Origin of the sequence: Caballeronia ptereochthonis (assembly GCF_001545075.1) — a bacterium.
Classification (GTDB): Bacteria; Pseudomonadota; Gammaproteobacteria; order Burkholderiales; family Burkholderiaceae; genus Caballeronia; species Caballeronia ptereochthonis.
This window is the reverse complement of sequence record NZ_FCOB02000010.1, coordinates 134,772-161,112: the sequence shown is the minus strand read 5'-3', so window position 1 is coordinate 161,112 and position 26,341 is coordinate 134,772. Positions and strand designations below refer to the sequence as shown.

Genomic DNA, 26,341 nt, shown 5'->3' with positions numbered 1-26,341 from the left:
GGCCGCCTTCGGGCGGCCTTTCGTCATTCTGCGCCTGGCATTCCTGCACGCCACCAACCGTCGACATCTCATTTGCCCGAAAAGCGCTTGACATTAAAGTTGACTTTAACCTTAAAGTCGGTGCTCAATATTGTGAGGTGCTACATGAACGTTTTCGACAAGCTCGATCTTCCCAACGGTTCCATCATTCCGAATCGCATCGCGAAGGCCGCGATGGAGGAGAACATGGCGGACGCGGACCAAGGGCCATCCAATGACCTGATCCGTCTTTATGAGGCGTGGGCCAACGGCGGTGCGGGTCTGCTCATCTCAGGCAACGTCATGGTCGATGGCCGAGCGATGACCGGGCCCGGCGGCGTCGTCCTGGAAGACGCCAGGCAACTCGCCAAGTTCAGGCGTTGGGCCCAGACCGGGCGAGCGAAAGGCGCGCAGTTCTGGCTGCAGATCAATCATCCTGGCCGGCAGATGACGGCAAATCTCGGGCAACCGACGTGGGCGCCCTCAGCCGTTCCCCTGGAACTGGGAAGAATGTCGAAGCACTTCAACACCCCTCATGCGATGACGTCCGAGGGCATCACGGAGGTTATCGGACGCTTCGTACAGACCGCGGCGCTTGCCGAACAGGCCGGCTTTACCGGCGTTGAGATTCACGCCGCCCACGGCTATCTGCTGAGTCAGTTTCTTTCGCCGCTCGCAAACCACCGAACGGATGAGTGGGGCGGCTCGCTGGAGAACCGGGCTCGTTTGCTGGTGGAAATCGTGAAGGCGGTTCGCGAAGTGGTATCGGCTGGATTCGCGGTTGCAGTCAAGCTCAACTCCGCAGATTTTCAGCGAGGGGGCTTCAGCGCGGACGACGCCAAACAGGTCGTGATGATGCTCAATGACTTGAAGGTGGATCTCGTCGAGCTCTCGGGCGGCAGCTATGAAGCTCCTGCCATGCAAGGCGAAGCGCGAGACGGTCGTACGCTCGCGCGCGAGGCCTACTTCGTCGATTTTGCTCGCGATATCCGCAAGGTGGCGAGGATGCCAGTGATGGTCACGGGCGGTATTCGCCGCAAGGCAGTCGCCGACCAGGTGATCGAGAGCGGCGTGGACATGGTCGGAATCGGTACCGCTCTGGCCATCGATCCTGCGTTGCCGAACGATTGGCGGCTCGGAAAGGAGGCGGCGCCCGAGTTGCCGCCCATTCGCTGGAAGAACAAGGCCATGGCATCGCTGGCCAATATGGCGGCGGTGAAATTTCAGCTTCGAAAATTGAGCAAGGGGAGACGAACAGATCCGACGGTCTCTCCGTTGCGGGCCCTGTTGGTTCAGCAAGCGACTACGGCGTGTCGCGCCCGAAAATATCGGCGGTGGATAGCCCGACAAGAGAAAACCTGAATCTGCGGTCTTCCGAACCACTGGTTCGGAAGACCGCTGTGGGTCGCAAGCGCTCGGTTGAGCAGGATAAAAAGGGTCAACCTGTTTCGACGAGCGCTCCCCTGATCCGATAGGGCGCCGGCCCGGGCGAGTCGGGATTTGCTTTTTGCCATGCTTGCGTTGCGTGCTGGGGCGCAGGGTAGGGGCCGTGCGCGGGTTCCAACTGGCGGGGAGCAACCGATGTGTACCGGTGATGATTCGCACAATCGTTATCTGCGTCACGTCCAGCGCCAACGGCGCACCGGACCGGGAATGGAAGGAGGAACCATCGAGACCGGTGTCGCAGACGGGCTGCTCCGAGGCTTGCCGCGCAACGTCACAAATACTTCGTTGCACGCCCCACCAACATGCCCAAAGTGCGTATCTCCCTCTCCACATCCGGTGACCACGGACGGCCGTAGTTAAGTCGGATATGGCGGCGAAATTCGGGGTTGCGTGAAAAGATTGCCCCAGGCGCGATTGCGATGTCGTGCTTCTGCGCCGTCTCGAAAAGTTGAACTGCTTCGACGCCTTCCGGAAGCTCCACCCATAGAAAAAATCCGCCGGGCGGCTGACTAACTGCCGTACCTTTGGGGAAATATTTGGCTACGGCGGCCACCATTTGGTATTGAAGGGATGCCAGTTCGCGACGAAGCTTGCGTAAAACTCGGTCGTAGTCGCCGTGCTCGAGGTAGTCGGCAATTGCGTATTGGGAGGGCACGGACGCCGAGGACATTGTCAGCATCCGGCTGTGCTGTATTCTCGCGGCGTAACGCCCTCCCGCGACCCAACCCACGCGGAGTCCCGGCGCGAGGCTCGTTGAAAACGAACCGCAGTGAAGCACGAGGCCGTTAGGATCGAAGTGCTTGGCCGGACACGCAGTTGTCAAACCAAAGTGCAGTTCACGGAAAACATCGTCCTCGATCAGCGGCACGTCATGTTTCGTCAGTAGGCTGACGAGGGCTTTCTTTTGCGTATCTGAAAGTGTCGCGCCAGTCGGATGATGTAGCGTCGTCATAAACCAGCAAGCCCGCACTGGATGCTGGCGCAACGCAGCCGCTAAGGCCCCGAGATCGAGGCCGCACTGCGGGTCGACTGGAATTTCCACGGCCTTCAAATGCATGCGCCGAACCACGCCTTGCACGACATAAGAAGCCGGCCGTTCTATTGCGATAGTATCACCCGGCCGCGTGAGAACTTGCAGGCACAGTGTCAGCGCATCGAGAGATCCGTTCGTCACAATAATCTCATCGAGATGAACAGAAACGCCGGTGACAATGTAGCGCCGGGCGATCTGGCGGCGAAGCTCTTCTTCCGCCTTTCCTTCAGGCAAGACGTTCTGGCTACGCGCCATCTTCCGGGTCGCCACCGTCAACGAGCGCGAGAGACGGGCGAACGGGAACAATTGCGCACTCGGCTCCGATGAACCCAATCCCGGATGTCTGCAACGACGCTGCGCCTTCATGAAGCGGACGATTAAACTGTCTCCATCAACCTCGTCGAAAGTGCGCCCCGACGCCAACGTTATCGATTGCATCGTCTCCGGCCGACGTGCAACGAAATACCCCGCTCTAGGTCTCGCCATTACCAGGCCCAATCGTTCAAGGACGTAGTAAGCATGGGAAACCGTTGAAGGGCTGACGCAGTATGAGCTGCTCGCCCGGCGCACTGATGGTAGTCGCATGCCCGGCTCAAGCGTGCCGTCCGCGATCACTTTTTGGAATTGCGCAACCAGCTGAAGATATCGCTTCATTACTTTGCGATACGAATTAATGCGAGCGATGACGGAGTGTGAGCGGGAATTATTGTTAGCATTTTTGATGTTTCTCTTAGGAGTGTCGAACGCGCCAGCCGAGCACGGTCGCAGCTCCAGCCCGATTTGAGGGCGGCGCGTTGGCGGTCTCGAGAAAGACCTTCAACCCGGTGGCGTCGAGTGCACGGCTGTAGAAGAAGCCTTGACCAAACTCGGCCCGGCTCGCTCGCGCGAGCTTGTGGTGTGCCGAGTGCTCAACACCTTCGACGACCACCGCCGCGCCGAAATCGTGGCCCATGCGCGTCAACGCATCGAGGTGTTTGGCACGCTCATCGGGGTCCAATCCGAGTACTTCCCTGTCAATCTTGACTATCTCAAAGGTCATCCCTGTCGGCAGTGCAAGTTCGCAATCAGTGGGACGCACGCCCGAGAGGGCGAAGCGCACCCGTTTCTCACGCGCCTGGGTCATCATCGGAGTAAGACGTTTTTTGAACATCCTCACGCTGCTTGCGCTGACATTCAGAATCAGCGGTGGAAAACCATGTGAGCCGACTACAGTCCGGTCCGCCGTGAAACCGGAATCCAGAAGGTAAGAAACCGGAGCGGTAATGCCTACGTAGAGCGACTTCGGAGCTCCGATCTCACGAAGATCCTGAGCGGCCCGCGACACGACGAACCGCGTCATCCGGTCGAGCAAACTACTGTTTTCAATGAACTCCAGATAGTGTGCCGGACCTTGCGCGCCATACTTCCGGTTGTCCCAACGCAGGAATGCTTCGACGCCAACGCATAAGGCCCGCCTGATGTCAACTATCGGTTGGTACTCAACGTGGAACTCGCCGCGACGCAGCCCTGCTCGGGCCGCACGCAACAGCGCCTTGTCGTAGCTAAACCATCTTTTGAGACTCCAGCCCGCAGCCAGGGCTAACAGAAACAGGAGGATCGGCCACAATACGTGGCTCAATAGGGTCCATGCTGAAGAACCCTGAGTCGGACCCGCTGAGAACCGCGCCCGATCGAATTCGTCGGCGCCGTTCGAAGGCGTGGTCGCTCGCGTTCCACACTCCCCGTCCAACGAGCAATCGGCCGCGGGCGTCGTCGGTGGTTCCGCTGACCCGTCCGCCAGGTCGACCGGTAATGCGAAAGCCACCACTGCGCCAGAGGCCGGGATACCGCCTTGATTTGCCGCCTTGTAACTCATTTGCCAGCGCACTTCGCCGGTCAGCGGCGCAACCGTCCGGCTCAGGCTGACGATAGCTGGAGCGGTGTCGGTGGCGTCCAGACGGGGAGCGTTCAGCAAATCGCAAGCAATGGGTGCAAGAAGCATTGGGCTAGCGACCGGTCCGCCGAGAGCGGCGGGCATAGCGGGCCAGCGCCTAATGGGCGTGCAAGCTGTGCCGAAGTGAAGCGAGTCCGCTTGCGGATCAGTAAGCCAGTCCGTCAGCTGCCGCTGCACTCCCTCCTCCGCGCGACCGCGGCTGGCAGCACCCTCGGCCGGAGCTGGGTTAGCCAGTGAGGCGCCAGCCCATATGACCAAAAACATTGCGGCAGCGCGTCGCGAGGACGGAAAGAGCGCGATGAACGCGCTGTCCACGAACGGTGCTACCAGGGACGCAAGTTCCATTGATGTATCGAGAAAAAGATCCGGCTCTAGAATCGCCGGACGCGGGGCCGCTGGAAACATCTGGAGAAAGAGAAGACGCACCGCGGCACTTTGCCAGTGCACAAGCGCTCGTAATAGAAGCAGATTGCGAAAAAAAGGCCGTATCAGATCTACGGCGCGTTGTAGTGTTGACGGGGGCGCCGCCGCGCCGATCGGACACGGCAACGGAGTTCGCACGCAGGGGGAGAAGTTTGAAACGGTACGAGAGGTTAGCGGAGCAGATCAGCGAACTTATCAGGCACGCTGATTTACCGCCGGGCGCCCGCCTACCCTCAGTTCGGGCGGCATGCAGGGCCTGGGATGTAAGCCCCGCGACGGTATTCCGTGCTTATTACCTGCTCGAAAGCCGGGGGTTGATTAACGCGCGCCCACGGTCCGGCTACTTTGTGTCGCGCACAGCCGAAGAATTACCGCCGGAAACGTCCAGTGCGACGTCGCAGGCTGGCATAAAAACAGTCAATATCAGCGATCTCGTTTTCGAGGTCCTTCGCACGGTCAGGCAAGTCGAGACCATCCCGCTCGGTTCAGCGTTCATGAGCCCGGCGCTGTTTCCGATGGCCCGGGTGGGCAAGTCCTGCGCGACGGTCAATCGCTCAACGGACCAGGCGACGATGGTTGACGCGCTACCGCCGGGACACGAAGGATTGCGCCGACAGATCTCGCTGCGGTACCTGATGGCGGGAATGACGGTGCCGATCGACGAAATCATCATTACGAGTGGGGCGCTCGAAGCCCTAACGCTGAGCGTGCAACTGCTCACCGCTCCAGGCGATCTTATCGCGATCGAAAAGCCAACGTTTTATGCAGCGCTGCAGGCGATCCAGCGGCTAGGCCTGAAGGTGGTGGAGATTCCCGTTGACCCCGTGGCGGGTCACGATCTGGCTGCGCTGCAACGGGCGCTGGAAGATCGTCCCGTTCGCGCGTGCTGGTTCATGACCTCTTTCCACAATCCGACGGGCGTGACGCTGGACGAACCCAAGAAGCAGGCACTGGTCGAGCTACTGGGTAGACATGGTGTACCGCTCATAGAGGACGACGTTTATAGCGAACTCCACTTCGCTCCGGAGCCGGTGCGTCCAGCCAAGTTCTTCGACCGGAACGGTCTCGTCATCCACTGTGGATCGTTCGCAAAGTGCCTCGCCCCGGGCTACCGTATCGGCTGGGCCGCGAGTGGACGGTTCGCGGGCGAGCTGGAACGTGCAAAATGGATGACCACGCTTTCGGCCAGCGTTCCGGCACAGCGAGCAATCGCCGACTATTTGCAGACCGGCGGCTACGATCGCTTCCTGCACAAACTACGTCGCGAGTTGGCCCATCGGCAATCGCAGATGCTTGATGCGATTCGCCGTTACTTCCCAGCCGATACGGTGGCGACGCGGGCTGACGGAGGCTATTTCACGTGGGTACAGCTCCCGGCTAACATCGACTCGATACGCTTTTTCCAAATAGCGCTCGAAAACGGCATCAGCATTGCGCCCGGACCGATCTTCTCGGCGGACGGCGGCTATCGACACCAAGTGCGTCTGAACTACGGATATCAGTGGTCCGCGCAACTGGAGAAGGCGATTGCGACGCTTGGTGCGTTATGCATGGATGAATCGCGCTGCGGGGCAATGCTGGGCGGCCCAGTTCAGCCGGCGTGAGTGCCGCCACTGAAACTCGGCGGAGAATGCGGCGCGGCGAACCGTGAATCTCATGCACCACGATTTCATTCCTAATTGATCGCAATCGCGCCGATTGATTCTGCTGATTCTGCAAGCTTGAGCCGGCCGGGATGGCAGTCGACCAAAACGGTCGTTCTTTCCAAGCGCCAGAGTCGGTACCATGTCGGCGGTAACCGAAGGCGACCTGCTCATTGGCCTGGGCCGATCCACCAGCGGGACGCTGGTAGAAAGTTCAAGCCGTTTCATACATTTACCTGGTGAGAAAGGCTATGGACTGATTCCGCGCACGAAAGACGGACCCGCGCTGGCCGGCTACGGAACTCACGGTGGCCAACGCACTCAAGAAGACTGTGGCGGACCTTGCATGCCCAGTTGTGGCGATCGCTGTACGCAATGAAATGAACGCGTCCCACCCGTGAACGTATGAGCAGAAGACGGTGGATCCTCGCGGGCCAACGGCATCGATGTGCCCAAGGTGGAAAATGGTCGCATTTTCTGGCAACCGGAGGATGCCGGACACCAGATGAATGCTACGCGAGTTGGGCGGCCGCACGTTCCGCGTCCGCGGCGTCCGCCGCGCATGCCTTCTTCGCGCCTGCGTTGGCGGCGCAGCGATTGCGGCGTCGCATGATGAGACACCTTGTGCACAGCAGAAAAGGGAAATGAATCAGCACGAAGGCGAAAGAAACGCCCGCCCGCATGGGTTAACATCACGGGGCCGGGTCGGCTTTCGTTGCCGCCGTCACCGCGCATCCCGCCATGATCGGCGTCACCCCATGCCCGAGTTTTCCTGCGAACCGATCCATGAGCAAACCAACGCAAATTCGCGTGAAGCTGAACGAACTTCGGCTGCAATGGCGCGTGCTGACCTTCTACGAGCGCTTCGAGCAGATCATCGCCCATATCCTGAGCGTCGTGATCTCGGTGATCATCGTCGTATCGCTGTGGCAGTTGATTCGCGCGGTCGTGGTGCTATTGCTGTCGGGGTCCCTCAATCCGTTGGATCATGCGATCTTTCAAGCGGTTTTCGGGATGGTGATGACGTTGTTGATCGCGATGGAATTCAAGCATTCGATCACCCGCGTCATGTTGAGACGCGATCACATCGTGCAGGTCAAGACAGTGATCCTTGTCGCGATGCTCGCGATAGCACGCAAGTTCATCATCCTTGATCCCGCCACGGACCCGGGACGCATTGCCGCGCTCGCGGCCGCGCTGCTCGCGCTTGGCAGCGTCTACTGGCTAATGCGGCAACGCGACGATCCCGTCGATGCGGCGATTGCGGAGCGCGCCGTGCGGGATCGTGAGAAGCGCGACTGATTTACCTACTTTCTCTCAAAGATCATCGAGTATCTGCAAGTTTTGCTCGATCTTCGCGCAGGCTGCAGGCCCCGGGCGGAGGGCCTATCTCGACGTCGGCCCTGCGCCTCGCGCGCCTCGGGCCGACCTGCATCTCTGTCGGCGTTGTACGGAAGGCATGCACAGACAAAACAAGCTCGCATAGACAGAAACCGAACACTATCATTCAATGCCTAACGACCTTGAGACCACCCCGGGTGGACGCGCGCAATGGAGCAACTAGAGCGTTCTCCACAGTTGCAAAACCTTAGCTGCCACTGGATCAGCGCGTCATTCGCGGACTGCGCCCCGACGTCGGCGCAATGGATCCTGTGTATCATCCCGGCGGACCGGACCACCGCGCACGCGACCACTGTCCGCAGCAGCGCGCGCCCCTATCAGCATCTAAGCGTCAGCGCCCCGTTTATCGCGATCGTGCCGGCCTGGGCTCGTGTCAAGCTCGTCAATGACGACGATCCGTGCGGCCTCGTCGTCGCGCTCCATTGGGCTGGGCTGAGAGAAACCGCTCGAAAAGCGCTCGGCACCACGGCTTGCGAGATCCCTTGCTGGTTCAAGGCGTGGGATCCTTTCCTGCGCGAAGCGGGCGACACGCTTACCGCAATGCATGCCAACAGTAGCCCGGACCCTAGATGCCTCGCCGCGTTCGCCGACGTATTTGCACTTCATCTCGTGCACCGGTATGGACACACCGCTGATACGCGCGACGCGGCTGCGAGCCTCAGCCACTCGAAGCTAAGCGTCGTGGAACATTTCATACACGAGCACATCGCGGACAATATCCAGATCGAGGACCTCGCCGCGCTCCTGCACATGAGCCCGTCGCATTTTGCGCGGGCTTTTAAGAACGCGACAGGGCATCCGCCTCACTTCTACCTGACAACCGAAAGGTTGAGATTAGCGCAGTCGATGCTTTCGGAAGGGAGCCTCCCGCTGATCGATATCGCAGCACGCGTCGGCTTTCAAACGCAGCAGCATTTCACCGCGGTATTTCATCGATATGTGGGGTGTACGCCCCGCGCTTTCCGCATTGCGCATTACCGCCCCTAGGATCCGGCGTGAGGCCTTTTCGACTGAATCGGTGAGCAACCAACAAACGCAGGAATCCGACACCTTTGGGTAGGAACTCGAAAGAAGAGCGCGCCTCGCGGACGTAGGCTTGAGCAAATAGAAATTGCACGCGCTGCGTCAGCCGTATATCGGCGATCCGCCTGAGGAGCCCAAACGATGGACGAACTGCTCGGACGCGCATGGTGGATGCTCGCGCTGCGCGGCGCCGCGGGAATCCTGTTCGGCCTCCTCGCGCTCTGCTGGCCTGGTCTCACGCTGCTGCTTTTTGTCGCGATGTTCGCGGCGTATGCACTCATCGGAGGCGTCGCGGCGGTCAGCGCAGCGATACGACATCATTCGATCCGCACCGACTGGTGGCTCCCCTTGCTGCTTGGGCTGTGCATGATCGCTTCGGGCCTGATCGCCGTCGCGGCGCCGGGCGTCACGGCGCTCGTGCTGATCACCGTGATGGGCGCGAACGCCATCGTCACCGGAGTGCTCGACCTCATCGCCTGGGTTCGGCTGAAAAGACGCGGCCGCACGCAGTGGCTGCTGTTGTTCATCGGTAGCCTGTCGGTTTTGTTTGGCATCTTCGTGCTGGCCGTCCCGGGTGCTGGAGCGCTTGCCCTCGTCTGGATGATCGGCACCTACGCGATCGTGACCGGTGCGCTTCTGTTCGTCCTTGGCCTCGGCGCACGGAATTGGCGCAGCGCCGTCCTTCGCGACAAGCAAAACACGCCGCTGCACTCCTGAGCGCGTCCTGCGCGCGGCGTCCCTGTATCCCGTTGGGCATTCTGGAGAACGCCATGAAGACTAACTTCGCATCGGCCGCAAGGCGGTCGACACTCGTGCTTGCGCTGACCGCCGGTGGCTTTGTGGCCAGCGGCGCGACCGCGCAGGATGCGCCCATCGCCGGCAAGGCGACGCTCGGCGTGACCGTCACCGAGGCGCAACTGGTCGCAACGGGTTGGCGGGCATCCAAGATCATCCACACCGATGTCTACAACGAAAAGAACGAAAAGATCGGCCGCGTCGACGACCTGATTGTCGCGCCCGATGGCTCGCTCTCGGCCGCGATTATCGACGTCGGTGGCTTTCTCGGGATGGCGGCGCACCGAGTCGCCATCCCCATTCAGCAGTTCAAGCAGATAGCGCCGAAGGCAATCGTGGTCGGCGCAAACAAGGATGCGCTGAAAAAACTGCCGGAGTTCGAATATGCCAAGGGCTGACATCGACCGCGAACGCCAGGGCAGGAGTCACTGAAGATTCGGGCCGCTCTGACGGCTCATCGGAACAAGGAGCATAACGATGCTATTGGACCTCGATAAGTGGAACCCCTTTCGCTTCCTGCGCAAGAGTCCCGAGGAAAAGGGCGCAGGCGTGAAGCTGAACGCCACGTCCCCACAGCAAGCCCCCGCGCCGTCGACCTCAGATGCGGCCGCGTCCGCATGGCCAGCATCGTTCGATGCGGCGCGTTGGCCGCTGCCCGACCCCCTGCATCTTCTCACCGACCTGATACGCGATCCGTTCGGCGGGATGGGACCGCTCGGCAACTGGTTTGGCGACTTCAGTCCGAGCCGCTTTCAGCCGCGACTCGACGTGGTCGACGACGGTGATGCGCTTCGCATCGTGGTCGAATTGCCAGGACTATCTCGCGAGGACGTGGAGCTGGAAGTCGTTGAGGACATGCTGGTGCTGACCGGCGAGAAGCGCATCGAATCGAAGAGCGACGAGAAGGGCTGCTACCGGGTGGAGCGGGCGTTCGGACAGTTCCAGCGCGCCATTCCGCTGCCCTCTGGCGTTGATCTCGAACGCGCCGAGGCGAATTTCGAGAATGGCGTGCTCACCGTGCGGGTGCCCAAAGCGGCGAATGAACCCGCGGCGAAGCGGCGCCTCGAGATCAAATAGCGCGGTGTGCACACGGCGACATCCGACAGCTCGACAGCTTCCATGGCCCTTGACGATACCCCGCCTTCGCGACGGAACTCGTCAGGCTGTGCGCGCGTAACGACAGGGACCATCCCCTGTCCACACTCCGGAGAACATCATGCCTACTTGCAGCGTTTGCGGCAAACCGGCAACTTCGCAGATCACGATCACCGAAAACGGCCAGCGTCGTCAGCTGATGCTGTGCAATGAGCATTACATGGAGTTCATGGCGCGCAATCAGCGCCGTCTGTCGCCGCTTGAGTCCCTCTTTCACGGCGGACTGTTCGACAGTCTGTTCGACGACATGTGGCCGCAGATCGAAAACGGCGATGGTAGCCGGTCACGTATCGGACGCTCGCCCGGACAATCCGGCGGCTCGGATCACGGTACAGACGCCGATAGCGGGCAAATGGGTGAATCCCCGGGCGGACACGCAGGCGGCCGGCCGCGCCGGCATCGCCGTGCGCGCGAAGCCGTCGACCTGCAGACGTTCTTGAGCGAAAGCGGCCTGGACCGCTTGCAGGCGGCCGCGCAGATGGCGGTCGAGTTCGGCAAGTCCGAAGTCGATACCGAGCACCTGCTGCTCGCACTCGTCAGCAATAACGTGGTGCAGGAGATTCTGCGCGAATTCAAGCTCGATCCCGAGGAGATCAAGAAGAACATCGATCAGAACGCACCACGCGGCAACCGCGCGCGGAAGACGGACGAAGAACGCATCGGCGTGTCACCGCGCGCGAAGAGTGCGCTTGAAAACGCGCTCACCGCGTCACGAGAACTGGGCCACAGCTACGTCGGACCGGAGCATATCCTGATCGGGCTCGTAGAAGAGGAAGACGGCTTCGCGGGTGAGCTGCTGCGCAAATACGGGTTATCGTCGCATGCGCTTCGGCAGCGGACGGTCAAGGTGGTCGGCAAGGGCGCCGAGGAAGGCACCGTCGAGGGCCGCTCCACCACGCCGACGCTCGACAAGTACGCGCGCGATCTCAGCGATCTCGCTCGGCGCGGCAAGCTCGATCCGGTGATCGGCCGCGACAAGGAAATCGAAACGACTATCGAAGTCCTTGCGCGTCGGCGAAAGAACAACCCGGTGCTGATCGGCGAACCGGGCGTCGGCAAGACGGCGATCGTCGAAGGACTCGCGCAGCGCATCGCCCAGGACCAAGTGCCAGAAGTGCTGCGTGGCAAGCGCGTCGTTGAGTTAAATATCAACAGCGTGGTGGCGGGGGCAAAGTATCGTGGCGAGTTCGAAGAGCGCGTGAAGCAGGTGCTCGACGAGATCGTCGAGAATCAGGACCGGCTGATCATCTTCATCGATGAACTGCATACGATCGTCGGTGCTGGCCAGGGCGGCGGCGAAGGCGGCCTCGATATCGGCAACGTCTTCAAGCCGGCGCTCGCGCGCGGCGAATTGCATCTCGTGGGCGCGACGACGCTCAACGAATACCAAAAGTACATCGAGAAAGATTCGGCGCTCGAACGGCGCTTCCAGCCGGTGAACGTACCTGAGCCGAGCGTCGCGGAGACAATCGAAATCCTGCGCGGGCTGCGTGACCGCCTTGAGGCGCATCACAAGGTGAAGATCACCGAGGAGGCCATCGCCGCCGCTGCGAAGCTGTCGGACCGGTATATCGCAGCACGCTTCCTGCCGGACAAGGCCATCGACCTGCTCGACCAAGCGGCCGCTCGCGTGCGCATTTCGTCAAATTCCCGGCCGGGGCAGTTGCATGACATCGAGGCGACCATCCGCCGCACACGTCAGGAACAGGACGCGGCAAGCGCCGCCAAGCAGTTCGACAAGGCAAAGGAACTTGAAGACAAGCTCGTTTCAGAACAGAAGCGGCTTGACGATGCGACCGAAGCGTGGAAGAAGGAACGCGGCACTAGTTCGCAAGAGGTCACAGCGGAGGACATCGCGCAGATCGTGGCGTCGCTCACAGGCGTGCCGGTGTCTGAACTCACCGCCGAGGACCGCGAGAAGCTCCTGCGTCTCGAAGATCGCCTGAAGGAACGCGTGATCGGTCAGGACGAGGCCGTCAGCGCCGTCGCGAAGGCGGTCCGACTCTCACGCGCCGGTCTCACCGAAGGCGGCAAGCCGACCGCGAGCTTCCTTTTTCTCGGACCGACTGGCGTGGGCAAGACCGAGCTCGCCAAGGCGCTCGCCGCAACGGTGTTCGGCGACGAGAACGCGCTCGTGCGCATCGACATGAGCGAGTACTCCGAGCGACATACCGTAGCGCGGCTGGTGGGCGCGCCTCCGGGCTATGTCGGCTATGAGGAAGGCGGGCAGTTGACCGAGCGCGTGCGACGTCGCCCGTATAGCGTGGTGCTGCTCGACGAGATCGAAAAGGCGCATTCGGAGGTGCACAACATCCTGTTGCAGCTCTTCGACGAAGGCCGCCTCACCGACGGCAAGGGCCGTCTCGTCGATTTCACGAACACGATCATTATTGCGACGAGCAATATTGGTTCGCAGCTGATCCAGGACAACGTGCGCGCCGACAAGAAGCAACTCGACTACCCCGCGCTGCGCGACCGTCTGATGGAAATACTGCGGCATCACTTCAGGCCCGAGTTCCTGAACCGGGTCGATGAAGTCGTTGTGTTCCATGCGCTCGGCAAGGAGCAAATCCGTAACATCGTGGACCTGCAACTCGCACGCGTGCAACGCACTGCGGCAGGGCAGAACATTGAGTTGACATTCGACAATTCGCTGCGTAATCATCTCGCGGAGATCGGCTATGACCCCGAGTTCGGCGCACGGATGCTCAAGCGCAAGATCCGGGCTGAAGTGGAATCGCAACTCGCCGATGCGCTGCTGCGGGGGGATGTTCGCGACGGCGACAAGGTCACAATGACCTACGACTCGGGTTCGCACTCTGTGCTCGTGCAGAAGGGCTCAGCACCCGCAGAAGCGACGATCGAAGGGGCGAAGCAAGAACCGGCGCATACGTGAGTCCGGCATTGCGTGAACGAGACGCCGCCCGCAGGGGCGGCGTCTGTCACGATTCAAGTTCACCAACGACAATCTCGTCCCGATAGCACCAGATCCAAGTTTCGCCAGGTTCGATTGAGCGCACCAGCGGATGGCCGGTCGCGTGAAAATGCTTGCTTGCGTGCTGGTTGGGCGACGAATCGCAACAGCCGACGTGTCCGCATGAAAGACAAAGCCGCAAATGTACCCACGGCTGGCGAAGCTTGATGCAGTCCTCGCAATAATTAATGGCCGTGTGGAGAATGCGGGCCTCGCCTAGATGCGTGCAACCAGGGGTCATGATCGTACTCCTCGGACAGGCGCGCGCAGGCATGCGAATCAAGGTTGCACTTACGCTCACGCGTTATTTAAATAGCGATGCACCAGCGCGACAGCCATCGCCCCTTCGCCGACGGCCGACGCGACACGCTTGATCGACCCGTGACGCACGTCGCCCGCTGCGAATACGCCAGGCACACAGGTCTCCATATGCAGCGGCGCGCGCTCGAGCGGCCATTTCAGACTCGACCGATATTCCTGCAAGTCGGGACCAGTCACTAGATAACCGGCTTCATCTCGGACAATGCCAACCTCCTGCGCCCATTCAGTCTGGGGCACGCCGCCAATGCAGACGAATAGCCAATTTGTCTTTACCGAGATTTGCCGTCCCGTGCGCACATCGGTCAGCGTAATTTCTTGCAACGTGTCACTGCCTGCGAGCGCGGTAACTTCGGTGCTGGTCCGAACTTCAATGTTCGGCGCCGCCGTGATGCGATCCACCAAGTATTGGGACAACGTGTTCTTGAGCGAAGTGTCACGGACGAGCATATAGACGCGATTGGCGGACTGCGAAAAGTGCATAGCGGCCTGTCCCGCCGAATTGCCGCCGCCCACCACATAGACGTCTTCGCCATGGATCAGCGCTGCTTCGCTCGCGCCGGCGCCGTAGTAAAGGCCAGCGCCGAGAAAGCGCGCTTCACCTTCCAGGCCGAGCGTGCGATACGCCACGCCGGTCGCGCAGATCGACGTGCGCGCCGTAATACGTGTTCCGTCCTCCAGATACACGATGCCCTGGCCGGGCGGAAACTCCGCGCGCACGCCGGCGCGCGCTATCAGGATGTCGGCGCCGAACTTGATGGCCTGGACGCGCGCTCGTTCTGCCAGGTCCGCGCCGCACACGCCGTGTGGGAAGCCCAGATAGTTCTCGATTTTTGAACTACTGCCTGCCTGACCGCCCAGGGCCCAACGCTCCACCAGTACGGTATGCAGCCCTTCCGACGCTCCGTATACGGCCGCGCTCAACCCCGCCGGTCCCGCGCCGTAAATCGCCAGATCGTAGGCCTCACGGGATGGACTCGCAAACCAGCCGAGCTTCTCGGTGATTTGCCGGATAGTGGGACACTCGAGCCGCGTGCCGTCGTGGAAGACGCAGACCGGCAATCGCGAATCGGAAAGATGCTGCACGTGCGCCAATTCCTCCGCTTCTTTATCGCTGCCCAGTTCGATCCATTCGAACGGTATGTCGCAGCGATGCAGGAAGTCGCGTATCGCATAGCCGTTAGCGCTGCGCATGCGTCCATAGATCCTGACCATGAATATCCGCCTTTGAGGACGTTCAGGCGTTTCCTTCCTTTCGTGCACCTCACAAGCAGCCCGCGGCTACATAACAGTGATCGACCGTATCCCTGCACCGTAATCGCATCATAGGGCGGTGTCTTTCGCGTTCCTGCCGGGTTTTGTTGGCTTTCTGCTGATGCTTCCATAACATCGGTCGTGCGACTGTTATTCCAGCTGAACCGTCTCTGGACGAAATTCCGCCAGGGGCTATCGGCATGACGCACACTCAATGCGTGCCTGCCACGCGCCGTGTCCGTTCTGCTCCGGCTGTACCACCAACTCCTGGGCTCGAAGCTCAAACACGTGCGTTTATATGAGCCGCTCCGGTTTCGTATCAAGGCGTCAATCGGGAAGCACGAACTCGGTACGCATGTCTTCGATCACCTTCTGGATGTGATGTACGCAATCGGCGCCGAGGTCATTGAGCGGCACGATGTTCCAGTTGCGGCCGGATGCGTCAGGCGGGTGACGCTCTGGTAGCGGTATGCGGATGTGCAAAGCTCCCGGCGCGTCAGCGGCGATTTTCGCCATGCGGTCTTGCAGTTCGTCGCGAATCTGCTCAGGGGTTCGAACGGTTTTTGGCATCGGACTACCTCCTTCGGTCGCACGTCCGGATCGGGACGGAATGGGCGCATACGTCCTCTTGCGGAGCATGCGCTGACGATCTTTTAAGTCTAGTCGCTAATTCGGATAGGCATCGGGTTCTTCCGGACCGTGAGCGACTGGCCGGCAGGCAGAAAGCCCTTCTCTCGCCCAACGACGACCTCGCTGCATCGCGACTAGGGCGCTCCCTCTTCCCGGCCCGGATGATACATCCCCGTGCCGAGTTCGAGGCGCACGCTCCGACGTGAATTTTTCAAAAACGGCAGAGCAGCTGAGACACGGCAGGGCCGCATGGCCCCCGATAGAGCGAAGGACCGGGATGACCGCAGGATCGTGACACATCTGAGCAGAAACCGGAAAGAAGCCCGTGCGGGGTCATGGCTAGACTGCCGGTAGAGCGGGATCCTGTCGATGTGATCGAGGCCGACGCTTTGATGCGTTTATGGCAGCACTTTTCGGGCCGAATCCAAAAACGCAAGGAGCAAATATGCCTGATACGGAAATCGCACCCCGAGAAGCCCGCCAGCACGACGCGCAAATTCCCCTACACAAGCTGTTCGAACCCGTAAAGTTGGGACCGTACAACCTTCGGCATCGTGTCGTAATGGCGCCGCTGACGCGTTCGCGCGCGAACCGACCAGGCAACATACCGTCGCAACTCAACGCCTGCTATTACACGCAGCGCGCAGCGGCCGCGCTCATTATCAGCGAGGCGACGCAGGTGTCCATGCAAGGACAGGGCTATGCCTGGACGCCTGGCATCCATAGTCGCGAGCAGGTCGAAGGCTGGCGGCTCGTGGCGGACGCCGTGCACGAGGCGGGCGGGTTGATGTTCATGCAGCTGTGGCACGTAGGACGCATATCACACCCTTCCTTGCAGCCCGATGAAATGCTGCCCGTTGCACCCTCTGCTGTCCAGCCGAAAGCAGAGGCATTCATTGAGAACGAGCGGGGCGAAGGTGTCGTCGCGCCATGCGTCAAGCCTCGTGCGCTACAGGTCGAAGAGATGCCGTATCTGGTGCGCCAATACATGAGGGGTGCGCGCAACGCAAAGGCTGCCGGTATGGACGGCGTCGAAGTACATGGCGCGAACGGATATCTGCTCGACCAGTTCCTTTTGTCCGGCACGAACCGCCGCACGGACGAATACGGCGGATCGAGCGAGCGTCGGGCCAAGCTGCTATTCGAGGTGATCGAGACGGTTTGCGAAGTGTGGGGGCCAGAAAAGGTCGGCGTACGGCTCTCTCCTCTTGGCACCTTCAACGACATGCACGACGACGATCCCGAAGCGACCTTTTCTTACGTCATCGAAAAGCTCAATCGATACGGGCTGGCTTATTTGCACATCGTCAATCCCATGCTAGCGGCGACCGGTGAGGATGTGGCTTTCATCGAGCGCGCGAAACACATGAGCCAGATGATACGCCGCACTTATCGGGGTGTGCTGATGGTCGCCGGCGGGTTCGACGGCGCCAGCGCGGAAAGATGGCTCGAGGAGGGCAACGCGGACCTGATCGCGTTCGGACGTTTGTTCATTGCAAATCCCGACCTGCCGGACCGCTTGCGGTCGCACGCTCCGCTCAATTCGCCGGATCCGTCCACGTTCTACGGGGGCGGAGAGCGCGGATACACCGACTATCCGTCGCTCGCGCAGGAGCGCGGTGAAGTCCCACGGTCCGTCACCGATGGGCGCTGGAGATAGACTGTCGCTGACCGGCAAGCCCGCTGGCGTCATGCGACGATTTGCGATGGCCGCCGAGCTGGCGACCGATCACGCTGAGAGGCGCACCATGGCTGACATAACCTGGGTTGTCGTCGCCGACGGCAGCCGTGCTCGAATCTTCGAGACCCCGGGACTTAAACTAGACTTGCGGGAAATCGAAGACCTCGTCAATGTCGCCCCTAGTGGGCCGGCGCTGAGCGAGAAGGATCGCGAGAAATTCGCGAAGACCGTCGCCGACCGCGTCGAACAGGGCCGGCTTCATCACCGGTATCAGCGATTGCGATTTGCGGCTGAGCCGAAATTTCTAGGCATGCTTCGCGAGCGCCTGAGCGAGCAGACGCGTCAGATGATTTTCGAGGAGATCAACGAAGATCTCTCGGCCCTCGATGCGCGCGAAATTCAAGCACACCTGGGAAGGCATTGAAGGCGACCCGCCCGGTCGTGGGCCACATCCAATGTGTCCGCCGCTCTTGACAAATTCGGCCGACGAACTGCAGTAGTCAACTTTGCCTGCAGCCCGATCAGTAAGGCCGTAGGGAGCGTTAAAAGCGTCGGGGTCGCACCCGGTGAGCACCGAGACTTCTGTTGCTGTGTGCTTCCTCCGATGGGTCCCTTTTCGCACAACCCCTCATTCAAGTCGGTAAGAGAAGCGGCGAAATCTGCAGTTCATTTACCCTATCCAGGGAATACATTCCACGGTGTTTCCCCCGCACACGTGGCGTGAGGCACCTGATTCAATTGCTATGCTTTGTTGGCGCATCGCTGCTCACATCTCCGAGCGGCTTCAGCGATGTCCGTTTTGCTGTACAGCCTCACACATCTTTGTGAGACAGTGAGGCAAAACCTCCTCCGACTCAGCACAAAAAGAAAGCCGCTCTGACAGAGCGGCTAAAGGGTTCTAGCGTTTTCCGAGGGCCGTGCTAGAACCTGAGAGAACTTCCGTACTTTGCCAGTGCCCAAGCGCTTGTGATAGAAGCAGCTTGCGAAAAAAAAAACGTATCAGAGCTACGGCGTCTTGGAGTGTTGACGGGGCGTCGCCGCGCCGAGTCCGATCCGAAGGACGTTGCCGCTAGGACGGCCCGATGATGAACGGCATGCAGGCCGAGCTCGGCCCGGTGGCGTGTCTGCGTTTCGATGGCGTGCTGATCGCGGTGAGTTCGGGCAAAGCGCAGATGCTGGATCGAAATCTTTATCGCGCCACAGGCATCCAGTCCGAGGACATGAAGATTCTGGTCAACAAGAGCTCGGCGCATTTCCGTGCGGATTTCGAGCCGATCGCCAAGGCCGTGCGTGTCGCGAAGGCGCCCGGCCCGATGGTGGCCGACCCGGCTGACTTGCCGTGGACACATCCTGCGCGAGGCATGCGGGCGCGTCCGGGTGGCGGGGCGTTCGAGGTGGGCGAGAGCATTTGATATCGGCAAGCGCGGCAATGACGGCTGAGCGATTTAACCAAATCGTTGCATCGACCGGTTGAATCCGCCGCCGAGAAGTGGCATTGAAGTCTCGTGGCATTGAGGGGCGGCCTGGGGTCGAACTCGCCCGTTCACCTAGGCGATGGCTCGCTCGCAGCGTATTGTGAGCAACGTTTCAAAGCATCGGCATATGAAGATGATGCGGATCGCCTATCATATCGGCGACACGCCTTAGCGCTTCGCGGCAATCTTCCCGGTCCTGAGGTCCACCGAGACACAACCGCAGCGCATTCGGCGGATTCCCATCTGTAGAAAATGCGGCTCCGCCCACCGCGCCGATGCCTTGATTCCGCAGCTGGAGGGCCAACTCCGGCACACTCCAATCACACATCGAAGGCACGGGCAGCCAGAGATGAAACCCGTGCGGGTCGGCGTCGAACGCGAAGCCTCGAAGCTCGTCCGACGCGATCGCCTGTCTGGCCGATGCCTCTTCGCGAATAGCTTCGAGCACGTCTGAAGCCGTGCCGTCGTTGACCCATTGGGTCGCGAGGAGGACCGTGAAAGGACTCGGCATGACCGTCGTCGCACGCAATGCTCCCGCGATCCGCTGCGTCTGTCGCGGCGTAGGCGCTTTGAGATATGCCACGCGCAGCCCCGCACCCAGCGTCTTCGATAAACCGGTCACGTGATACGTCAGTTCGGGCGCAAGTTCCGCGAGCGTGGCGGGCGCATCGAAAGGCAACATGCCGTAAGGCTCATCTTCGATGATCGGCACGTTGTAACGCAAGGCCACATCGGCAAGGGCTTCGCGCCGCTGCCGTGTCAAGGTCAATGTGCTCGGATTCTGCAGCGTCGGATTGCAGTAGAACGCTCCCGGCTTCTCCGTCTTGCACAACGCTTCGAACGCATGCGGCAACGGCCCTTCGTCATCGCGGGGCAAGGCCTGCAAGCGCACGCCCAGTTGCGAAGCAATCGCCTTGATCCCGGGATAAGCGAGCGAATCCAGACAGATGATCTCGCCCGGCCGCGCAAGCTGCGACACCAGCGCAACGAGCGCGCCATGAATGCCCGGACAAACGAGCACGTTATCGACATCGCAATCCGGAACGCGTTTCCGAAGCCATTCGCGTCCCGCCGCGCGATCCGCGGCCGTTCCGCCGAAATCCTGATAGCGCAACAACTGGAACGGATCGGCACGCTCCATCAGGTTCGCCGCCGACGCGCGCAGTCGCGCTGCCAGCAGCGGCGGTTCGGGCGGCATGTTCATCGACATCTCGACGCTGCCGCCCCCCGCGAGCGGCAACGTCTGCGTCCTGCCGCGCACGAAGGTTCCGCTACCCGCGCGCGCATCGAGCAGCCCGCGCTTGCGCGCTTCCGCGTAGGCACGCGCGACCGTCGTGTAGTTGAGGCTGAGCAGGTCGGCGAGATCGCGCAAACCGGGCAATCGATCACGCGGCCGCAATCGCCCGGTCGCAAGGTCCTCTTCGATCAGATCGGGAATCGTCAGATAAGCGGGCTTTCTACTCTCTTCAAGCTTTCTGATCCAGTGATGCGCCGGCTGATTCATGACCGCGATGTCCTCGGCAAAGGTTCGATTCACCTTAGCATGACAAATCAATCAAAAGAAAAGAGATCGCATGCGCTGATCACAGTTGATTGCATTGATCGCATTTATGCACGGCTTCGGTGTACTGCGCACCACGCACAGGCTTTCCTGCGCCGAAAGCGTGCGCGCATCGCTCGTGCAAGGCTCCCGCGCATGACGGCGAAAGCTCGTCCGGAACGGCTTGCACGAGAATTTTTCGCGTCGCGCATGCAAGTTCGTTTTGCTTGATTGCAAAGTGATTGCATTTTACGAGCCAATCATTGGCATATCCGTTGCGTTTGAGCGTTCGCCGTCGCGATGAAACGGGACGGTATCGACGTGAACCCAACATCGGAGAATGCCATGCCCGCAGTCAATCAACCGCTTCACAAGAACGGCGACTATCTGGTCGATTACGAAGAGAAAGTTTTCGAAGACGTGAAGGCCGAACCTGGCGAGAAAGCACTCGTCACGTTTCATACGGTCGCGTTCGAAGGCTCGATCGGCTTCGTGAATCTGCTGCAAGCCACGCGTCTGCAACGCAAGGGCTTCGATACCTCCGTGCTGCTCTACGGACCGGGTGTGACGCTCGGCCTGCAACGCGGCTTCCCGACGCTCGGCGACGAAGCGTTCCCCGGCCATCTCAACTTCAACAAGCAGCTGCAAAAGTTCATGGCTGAGGGCGGGAAGGTCTACGCATGCCGCTTCGCATTGCAGGCTCTTTATGGACACGGCGAGGCGTCGCTCATCGAGGGCATTCGTCCGATCAACCCGCTCGATGTGCTCGATCTCCAGTTGCTTCATCGCAAGGAGAACGCGCTCGTCATCCATACGTGGACCGTGTGACGATCATGTCCGACGCCCTTTCGAAAAAGCGCATCGTGCGCGCCGCCGCCGTGCAGATCACGCCGGATTTGGAGCGCCCGAACGGCACGCTCGACCGCGTCTGCACGGCCATCGATGAAGCGGCGGCGCAGGGCGTTCAGCTCATCGTGTTCCCCGAAACCTTCGTGCCGTATTACCCGTACTTCTCGTTCGTGCGCGCGCCGGTGGCATCGGGCGCGGACCATATGAAGCTCTACGAGCAGGCGGTCGTGGTGCCGGGACCGGTCACGCAGGCGGTCGCCGAGCGCGCGCGGCTCGCGAACATGGTGGTCGTGCTCGGCGTGAACGAGCGCGATCATGGCAGCCTCTACAACACGCAGCTCATCTTCGATACCGACGGCACGCTGCTTCTCAAGCGCCGCAAGATCACGCCGACATTTCACGAACGCATGATCTGGGGACAAGGCGATGCAGCGGGCTTGAAGGTGGTCGACACGGGTATCGGCCGCGTGGGCGCGCTCGCCTGCTGGGAGCACTACAACCCGCTCGCGCGGTATGCGTTGATGACGCAGCACGAAGAGATTCATTGCAGCCAGTTTCCCGGCTCGCTCGTTGGTCCGATCTTCGCGGAGCAGATCGAGGTCACGATCCGTCACCACGCGCTCGAATCGGGCTGCTTCGTCGTGAACGCCACGGGCTGGCTGACCGATGCGCAGATCGAAGCCGTCACGCCCGATCCCAATCTGCAACGTGCGCTGCGCGGCGGCTGCAACACCGCGATCGTCTCGCCCGAAGGCCAGCATCTCGCCGAGCCCTTGCGCGAAGGCGAGGGCATGGTGATCGCCGATCTGGACATGTCGCTCATCACGAAGCGCAAACGCATGATGGATTCGGTCGGTCACTACGCGCGGCCCGAGTTGCTGAGCCTTGCGATCAACGACCGCCCGGCATCGCCCGTCACTTCTTTCAAGGACACCTACGACGATGAACGCCCGCGCGAACCTGCCGGCATCGACCCGGCAATTGATGACTGAGCTTCAGTCGACGGGCCTGCGGCTCGTCGATCCGCGCGCGGGCGTGTCGAGCCGACGCGGCGGCGCTGGACCGTCGGATCACAAGGCGGTCACCGTCGATGGCGTGACCATCATGGTGCCCGTGCACACGAGCACCGCATGGGAGTCGCCGTTCGTCGCCGGCCAGCCCGATGAGAACGGCACCAGCGCGCTGATGCGCAACGCCATTCCGATCGCGAGCATCAGCTTTCCGAAGGCGCCGCGCTTTTACGCGATGCAGACGCTAGACGGCGTGCCGTACTCGCACATCGCGACGCTGCACAGCGCCGACGTGCTCGCGACGACGGTCCTGCAAACCTGCATCCGCTACGAAAGCCGCCGCAAATCGTGCAAGTTCTGCGCGATCGGGCAATCGCTGGCGGCCGGGCGCACCATCGAGCGCAAGACGCCGGAGCAGCTTGCCGAGGTGGCGCGCGCCGCCGTGCTGCTCGATGGCGTGAAGCACATGGTCCTGACAACCGGCACACCGCCGACGCCGGATCGCGGCGCGCAGATCCTCTGCGAAAGCGCGTTTGCGATCAAGGCCGCGGTCGATCTGCCGATCCAGGCGCAATGCGAGCCGCCCGACGACGACCGCTGGTTCGAGCGCATGAAAGCGAGCGGCATCGATACGCTCGGCATGCATCTCGAAGCGGTGACACCCGCGGTGCGCGAACGCATCATGCCCGGCAAGGCGACGGTGCCGGTGTCGCGCTACATGGAGGCTTTCGAGGCGGCGGTCGACGTGTTCGGACGCGCACAGGTGAGCACGTACATTCTCGCCGGACTGGGCGACAGCGCGCAGGCCATCGTCGATACGGCGCGCGAGCTGATCGAGATCGGCGTGTATCCGTTCGTCGTGCCCTTCGTGCCGATTAGCGGTACGCCGCTCGAGGATCATCCGGCGCCGACGCCCGAATTCATGCGCGCCGCGCTCGCACCCATCGGCAGGATGCTCGCGGACGCGGGCATGCGTTCCGCCGACATCAAGGCGGGCTGCGGCAAATGCGGCGCGTGCTCGTCGCTTTCTTCGTACGAGGTGTGACCATGTTCGTCGAAGCCATTGAAGGCGATGCGTTCGATCTCGACTACACGCCGGTCGAATATCGCGTCAAATGGGCGACGCTGCCGTGGGAAGAGGATGAAGCGTACAAGCTGCGGCGCGCCGTGTTCTGCATCGAGCAGGGCGTGTTCGTCGGCGATGACCGTGACGAGATCGACGAGCGCGCGCAACTGCTGGTCGCGCTGAGTTGCGTGGCCGGCATGCCGGAACAGGTCGTCGGCACGGTGCGTATCCATGAAACCGAGCCCGGCGTGTGGTTCGGCTCGCGGCTCGCGGTGCACGCGGCGTTCCGCTCGCACGGCAAGATCGGCTCCACGCTTATCCGTCTCGCGGTATCGAGCGCGCATGCGATCGGCTGCCAGACGTTTCTCGCGCACGTGCAGGCGCAAAACGTCCCGCTCTTCAGACGACTGCGCTGGGACACGCAACAGGAGGAAACGCTCTTCGGACGTGCGCATCATCTGATGCGCGCGCAACTCGATGCGTATCCGCCATGCGTCACGCCGCAGAGCGGGTTCGTGGCGCTGGCGCGGAGGTTGCCGTGAATACGCTGGCCGTTCTCGTCGAACGTCTGCGCGAGAGTCGCGGTTTTCGCCACAAGCGCGATATCTCGCACGTTCTCTCTCGCTTGCCTTCGGCTGCGCAGTCGGTTGCCATCGGCGACGACTGCGCAGCGATTCCCGACGGCGATGGTTACCTGCTCTTCGCGATCGAAGGCATGATCAGCGACTTCGTTCGTTCGATGCCTTGGTTCGCCGGCTACAGCGGCGTGATGGTGAACGTGAGCGACATCTACGCGATGGGCGGACGCCCGCTCGCCGTGGTCGATGCACTGTGGAGCGGCAATGCGGAAGACGCGGGCGAAGTGCTCGCGGGAATGGCGGCGGCATCGGCTGTATATGGCGTGCCGGTCGTCGGCGGTCACAGCAACGTGCGCAGCGACGGCGCGCAACTCGCGGTGGCGATAGTCGGGCGGGCGCGCAAGCTTTTGACGAGCTTCGACGCACGCCCCGGCGATGTGCTCGTGATGGCCGTCGATCTGAGAGGCCGGTTCGAGGAGCCGTATCCGTTCTGGAACGCGTCGGTCGGAGCGCCGGCAGGCCGCGCTCGTGCAGATTTCGAACTGTTGCCCGCGCTCGCAGAAGACGGCCTGTGCGATGCCGCGAAGGACATCAGCATGGCGGGCGCGCTCGGCACCGCGTTGATGCTGCTCGAATGCTCGGAGGTTGGCGCGCGCATCGATCTCGATGCATTGCCGCGCCCCGCCGATGTCGATTTCGAACGCTGGCTCACGGCGTTTCCGAGCTTCGGCTTCGTGCTCTCCGTGCGCGGGGAACACGTCGATGAAGTGCTCGCGCGCTTCGCATCGCGTGAAATTGCGGGCGCCGTGATCGGCGAGGTGGATGCATCGCGTGAAGTCGTCGTAACGCGCGGTGGCGAGACCGCATTGCTGTGGAATCTACAGGAGGAGCCGTTCATATGCGCGCGATGAACAGACTGCGTATCGCGCTGCTCACGCATTCGGTGAATCCGCGCGGCGGCGTGGTGCATACGCTCGAACTCGGGCGCGCATTGCATGAACTTGGTCAGGACGTCACGGTGTTCGCGCCGGCGCGCACAGGAGAGACGATGTTTCGCGCGTCGTCGTGCCGTGTCGTATTGTCCCGCGTAACAGGCGAACGGCAGGGCATGGTCCACATGGTCGAGGAACGTATCGTCGCATTGAAGCGCGCACTCGTGGATGAAGACGTGAGCCGCTTCGATGTGCTGCATGCGCAGGACAGCATTGGCGGGAATACGCTCGCCGAACTCAAGGAAGAAGGCGCGATTCGCGGCTTCGTGCGCACCGTTCATCATCTCGATCACTTCGACGACGCGCAACTCTCGCATTGGCAGCGTCGCGCATGGCAGGACGCGGATGAAGTGCTCTGCGTGAGCGAAGCGTGGGCGCGCACGATGCGCGAGACGTACGGGGTCGAGGCTCAGACAGTCGCGAACGGAATCGACAGAATGCGCTATGGCGCTTGCGCCGATGGCGACACGAGCTGCCTTCGCGAACGCTTCGGCATCGGCACGGGACCCGTCGTGCTCGCGGTGGGCGGCATCGAGGAGCGCAAGAATACGTCGATGCTCCTCGAAGCGTTCGCTTTGCTGCGCGCGCGACGGCCGACCGCGCAACTCATGCTGGCAGGCGGCGCGAGCCTTCTCGATCACGATGACTACACACGCCGCTTTCTTTCCCGCGCCGCCGGACTGGGGCTCGACGTCAGCGGCGAAGGCACGCCGGTCATCGTCACCGGCGCGCTGCCCGATGCCTCGATGCCCGCGCTTTTTCGTCTCGCCGATGTCGTCTCGATGATCTCGCTTCGAGAAGGCTTCGGCCTCGTGGTGCTCGAAGCGCTTGCGAGCGAATGTCCGGTCGTGGTCTCGCGCATCGCGCCATTCACCGAGTATCTCGACGACCGGACGTGCGTCTTCACCGATCCCAACGACGCCGTGTCGATCGCCGTTGCGCTCGATAAGGCGATCGATGGCGCGAGCGGCATCGACTTCCTTGATGCGACCCCCGCGCTGTTGCGGCGCTTCTCCTGGCAATCGAGCGCCGCGCGTCATCTCGACATCTACGGCAAGTGGCTCGTCCGCGCTCCGCTTGCGCTCAACCCATAACCGGGGCACC

At 61.5% G+C, this 26,341-nt stretch carries 22 protein-coding genes and 2 pseudogenes; 18 read left to right on the top strand and 6 right to left on the bottom strand.

What is annotated here, in order from left to right; translation table 11 throughout:
• Window positions 1-144 precede the first annotated feature (144 nt).
• The gene (locus AWB83_RS12965; RefSeq protein ID WP_087045823.1) at window positions 145-1,380 is read left to right on the top strand and encodes an NADH:flavin oxidoreductase/NADH oxidase family protein; all 1,236 of its coding nucleotides are present in this window, start codon (window positions 145-147) and stop codon (window positions 1,378-1,380) included.
• Window positions 1,381-1,735: 355 nt separating this feature from the next.
• On the opposite strand, the gene AWB83_RS12960 is transcribed toward AWB83_RS12965, so the two are convergent.
• Entirely contained in the window at window positions 1,736-3,151 is a 1,416-nt protein-coding gene (locus tag AWB83_RS12960) for an aminotransferase-like domain-containing protein (RefSeq protein WP_087045821.1), read from the bottom strand.
• Window positions 3,152-3,227: 76 nt separating this feature from the next.
• Window positions 3,228-4,478, bottom strand: a complete 1,251-nt coding sequence (locus tag AWB83_RS12955) for an EAL domain-containing protein (protein ID WP_244197706.1) — start codon at window positions 4,476-4,478, stop codon at window positions 3,228-3,230.
• A gap of 527 nt (window positions 4,479-5,005) precedes the next feature.
• Between AWB83_RS12955 and AWB83_RS12950 the strand changes: the two genes are divergently transcribed.
• The 8 genes and pseudogenes from AWB83_RS12950 (at window position 5,006) to AWB83_RS12920 (ending at window position 13,766) form a co-directional block, all read left to right on the top strand.
• On the top strand, window positions 5,006-6,457 hold the full coding sequence (locus AWB83_RS12950) for an aminotransferase-like domain-containing protein (protein ID WP_087045819.1): 1,452 nt from the start codon (window positions 5,006-5,008) through the stop codon (window positions 6,455-6,457).
• A gap of 196 nt (window positions 6,458-6,653) precedes the next feature.
• Window positions 6,654-6,865, top strand: a pseudogene (locus AWB83_RS35775) (IS30 family transposase); the annotation flags it as partial.
• A gap of 417 nt (window positions 6,866-7,282) precedes the next feature.
• A complete protein-coding gene (locus AWB83_RS12945; protein ID WP_087045817.1) occupies window positions 7,283-7,798 on the top strand; it encodes a phosphate-starvation-inducible PsiE family protein in 516 nt (171 codons plus the stop codon).
• A gap of 249 nt (window positions 7,799-8,047) precedes the next feature.
• A complete protein-coding gene (locus AWB83_RS12940) occupies window positions 8,048-8,884 on the top strand; it encodes a helix-turn-helix transcriptional regulator (RefSeq protein WP_087045815.1) in 837 nt (278 codons plus the stop codon).
• Window positions 8,885-9,061: 177 nt separating this feature from the next.
• Window positions 9,062-9,637, top strand: coding sequence for an HdeD family acid-resistance protein (locus AWB83_RS12935; RefSeq protein ID WP_087045813.1), 576 nt, complete (start codon window positions 9,062-9,064; stop codon window positions 9,635-9,637).
• Window positions 9,638-9,690: 53 nt separating this feature from the next.
• A complete protein-coding gene (locus tag AWB83_RS12930) occupies window positions 9,691-10,113 on the top strand; it encodes a PRC-barrel domain-containing protein (protein ID WP_087045941.1) in 423 nt (140 codons plus the stop codon).
• Window positions 10,114-10,192: 79 nt separating this feature from the next.
• Window positions 10,193-10,792: an Hsp20/alpha crystallin family protein gene (locus tag AWB83_RS12925; protein WP_087045811.1), complete on the top strand. Its 600-nt coding sequence runs from the start codon at window positions 10,193-10,195 to the stop codon at window positions 10,790-10,792.
• Window positions 10,793-10,931: 139 nt separating this feature from the next.
• Window positions 10,932-13,766 carry an ATP-dependent Clp protease ATP-binding subunit gene (locus tag AWB83_RS12920; protein ID WP_087045809.1) on the top strand — a complete coding sequence of 945 codons (2,835 nt, stop codon included), beginning with the start codon at window positions 10,932-10,934 and terminating at the stop codon, window positions 13,764-13,766.
• A gap of 46 nt (window positions 13,767-13,812) precedes the next feature.
• Here the strand turns inward: AWB83_RS12920 and AWB83_RS12915 are convergent, their stop codons facing one another.
• The 3 genes from AWB83_RS12915 to AWB83_RS12905 form a co-directional block, all read right to left on the bottom strand.
• Window positions 13,813-14,085: a UBP-type zinc finger domain-containing protein gene (locus AWB83_RS12915; protein ID WP_087045807.1), complete on the bottom strand. Its 273-nt coding sequence runs from the start codon at window positions 14,083-14,085 to the stop codon at window positions 13,813-13,815.
• Window positions 14,086-14,141: 56 nt separating this feature from the next.
• Entirely contained in the window at window positions 14,142-15,377 is a 1,236-nt protein-coding gene (locus AWB83_RS12910) for an NAD(P)/FAD-dependent oxidoreductase (RefSeq protein WP_087045805.1), read from the bottom strand.
• Window positions 15,378-15,743: 366 nt separating this feature from the next.
• Window positions 15,744-15,986, bottom strand: coding sequence for a hypothetical protein (locus AWB83_RS12905; RefSeq protein WP_087045803.1), 243 nt, complete (start codon window positions 15,984-15,986; stop codon window positions 15,744-15,746).
• 505 nt (window positions 15,987-16,491) lie between these two features.
• Here AWB83_RS12905 and AWB83_RS12900 point away from each other — a divergent pair.
• The 3 genes and pseudogenes from AWB83_RS12900 to AWB83_RS12890 all read left to right on the top strand — a co-directional run.
• Entirely contained in the window at window positions 16,492-17,706 is a 1,215-nt protein-coding gene (locus AWB83_RS12900; RefSeq protein WP_087045801.1) for an alkene reductase, read from the top strand.
• A 46-nt stretch (window positions 17,707-17,752) separates the two neighbouring features.
• A complete protein-coding gene (locus AWB83_RS12895) occupies window positions 17,753-18,151 on the top strand; it encodes a host attachment protein (protein ID WP_341866698.1) in 399 nt (132 codons plus the stop codon).
• A gap of 649 nt (window positions 18,152-18,800) precedes the next feature.
• Window positions 18,801-19,139 (top strand): annotated as a pseudogene (locus AWB83_RS12890) (MlrC C-terminal domain-containing protein); the annotation flags it as partial.
• Between the two features lie 175 nt (window positions 19,140-19,314).
• Here the strand turns inward: AWB83_RS12890 and AWB83_RS12885 are convergent.
• Complete coding sequence (locus AWB83_RS12885; protein ID WP_087045799.1) at window positions 19,315-20,706, bottom strand: aminotransferase-like domain-containing protein; 1,392 nt, start codon at window positions 20,704-20,706, stop codon at window positions 19,315-19,317.
• 381 nt (window positions 20,707-21,087) lie between these two features.
• On the opposite strand from AWB83_RS12885, the gene AWB83_RS12880 reads away from it, so the two are divergent.
• Genes AWB83_RS12880 through AWB83_RS12855 form a run of 6 tightly spaced genes read left to right on the top strand, consistent with a single transcriptional unit; the run spans window position 21,088 to window position 26,331 of the window.
• Window positions 21,088-21,570 carry an MSMEG_0572/Sll0783 family nitrogen starvation response protein gene (locus tag AWB83_RS12880; protein WP_016348771.1) on the top strand — a complete coding sequence of 161 codons (483 nt, stop codon included), beginning with the start codon at window positions 21,088-21,090 and terminating at the stop codon, window positions 21,568-21,570.
• 5 nt (window positions 21,571-21,575) lie between these two features.
• Window positions 21,576-22,583: a Nit6803 family nitrilase gene (locus tag AWB83_RS12875; protein WP_087045937.1), complete on the top strand. Its 1,008-nt coding sequence runs from the start codon at window positions 21,576-21,578 to the stop codon at window positions 22,581-22,583.
• Entirely contained in the window at window positions 22,576-23,646 is a 1,071-nt protein-coding gene (locus AWB83_RS12870) for an MSMEG_0568 family radical SAM protein (protein ID WP_087045798.1), read from the top strand. Before AWB83_RS12875 ends, AWB83_RS12870 begins: the two co-directional genes overlap by 8 nt.
• 2 nt (window positions 23,647-23,648) lie before the next feature.
• Window positions 23,649-24,209 (top strand): MSMEG_0567/Sll0786 family nitrogen starvation N-acetyltransferase, encoded by a 561-nt coding sequence (locus AWB83_RS12865; protein ID WP_087045796.1) that lies wholly within the window; start codon window positions 23,649-23,651, stop codon window positions 24,207-24,209.
• Complete coding sequence (locus AWB83_RS12860; RefSeq protein WP_244197705.1) at window positions 24,206-25,156, top strand: sll0787 family AIR synthase-like protein; 951 nt, start codon at window positions 24,206-24,208, stop codon at window positions 25,154-25,156. The genes AWB83_RS12865 and AWB83_RS12860 overlap by 4 nt, the downstream gene beginning before the upstream one ends.
• On the top strand, window positions 25,144-26,331 hold the full coding sequence (locus AWB83_RS12855) for an MSMEG_0565 family glycosyltransferase (RefSeq protein WP_374729103.1): 1,188 nt from the start codon (window positions 25,144-25,146) through the stop codon (window positions 26,329-26,331). Before AWB83_RS12860 ends, AWB83_RS12855 begins: the two co-directional genes overlap by 13 nt.
• Window positions 26,332-26,341 lie beyond the last annotated feature (10 nt).

Coding starts and splice junctions, on each gene's coding strand:
- AWB83_RS12965 (WP_087045823.1), top strand. CDS start 145: ATGAACGTTTTCGACAAGCTCGATCTTCCCAACGGTTCCATCATTCCG.
- AWB83_RS12960 (WP_087045821.1), bottom strand. CDS start 3,151: ATGAAGCGATATCTTCAGCTGGTTGCGCAATTCCAAAAAGTGATCGCG.
- AWB83_RS12955 (WP_244197706.1), bottom strand. CDS start 4,478: ATGCTTCTTGCACCCATTGCTTGCGATTTGCTGAACGCTCCCCGTCTG.
- AWB83_RS12945 (WP_087045817.1), top strand. CDS start 7,283: ATGAGCAAACCAACGCAAATTCGCGTGAAGCTGAACGAACTTCGGCTG.
- AWB83_RS12940 (WP_087045815.1), top strand. CDS start 8,048: ATGGAGCAACTAGAGCGTTCTCCACAGTTGCAAAACCTTAGCTGCCAC.
- AWB83_RS12935 (WP_087045813.1), top strand. CDS start 9,062: ATGGACGAACTGCTCGGACGCGCATGGTGGATGCTCGCGCTGCGCGGC.
- AWB83_RS12930 (WP_087045941.1), top strand. CDS start 9,691: ATGAAGACTAACTTCGCATCGGCCGCAAGGCGGTCGACACTCGTGCTT.
- AWB83_RS12925 (WP_087045811.1), top strand. CDS start 10,193: ATGCTATTGGACCTCGATAAGTGGAACCCCTTTCGCTTCCTGCGCAAG.
- AWB83_RS12920 (WP_087045809.1), top strand. CDS start 10,932: ATGCCTACTTGCAGCGTTTGCGGCAAACCGGCAACTTCGCAGATCACG.
- AWB83_RS12915 (WP_087045807.1), bottom strand. CDS start 14,085: ATGACCCCTGGTTGCACGCATCTAGGCGAGGCCCGCATTCTCCACACG.
- AWB83_RS12910 (WP_087045805.1), bottom strand. CDS start 15,377: ATGGTCAGGATCTATGGACGCATGCGCAGCGCTAACGGCTATGCGATA.
- AWB83_RS12905 (WP_087045803.1), bottom strand. CDS start 15,986: ATGCCAAAAACCGTTCGAACCCCTGAGCAGATTCGCGACGAACTGCAA.
- AWB83_RS12900 (WP_087045801.1), top strand. CDS start 16,492: ATGCCTGATACGGAAATCGCACCCCGAGAAGCCCGCCAGCACGACGCG.
- AWB83_RS12895 (WP_341866698.1), top strand. CDS start 17,753: ATGGCCGCCGAGCTGGCGACCGATCACGCTGAGAGGCGCACCATGGCT.
- AWB83_RS12885 (WP_087045799.1), bottom strand. CDS start 20,706: ATGAATCAGCCGGCGCATCACTGGATCAGAAAGCTTGAAGAGAGTAGA.
- AWB83_RS12880 (WP_016348771.1), top strand. CDS start 21,088: ATGCCCGCAGTCAATCAACCGCTTCACAAGAACGGCGACTATCTGGTC.
- AWB83_RS12875 (WP_087045937.1), top strand. CDS start 21,576: ATGTCCGACGCCCTTTCGAAAAAGCGCATCGTGCGCGCCGCCGCCGTG.
- AWB83_RS12870 (WP_087045798.1), top strand. CDS start 22,576: ATGACTGAGCTTCAGTCGACGGGCCTGCGGCTCGTCGATCCGCGCGCG.
- AWB83_RS12865 (WP_087045796.1), top strand. CDS start 23,649: ATGTTCGTCGAAGCCATTGAAGGCGATGCGTTCGATCTCGACTACACG.
- AWB83_RS12855 (WP_374729103.1), top strand. CDS start 25,144: ATGCGCGCGATGAACAGACTGCGTATCGCGCTGCTCACGCATTCGGTG.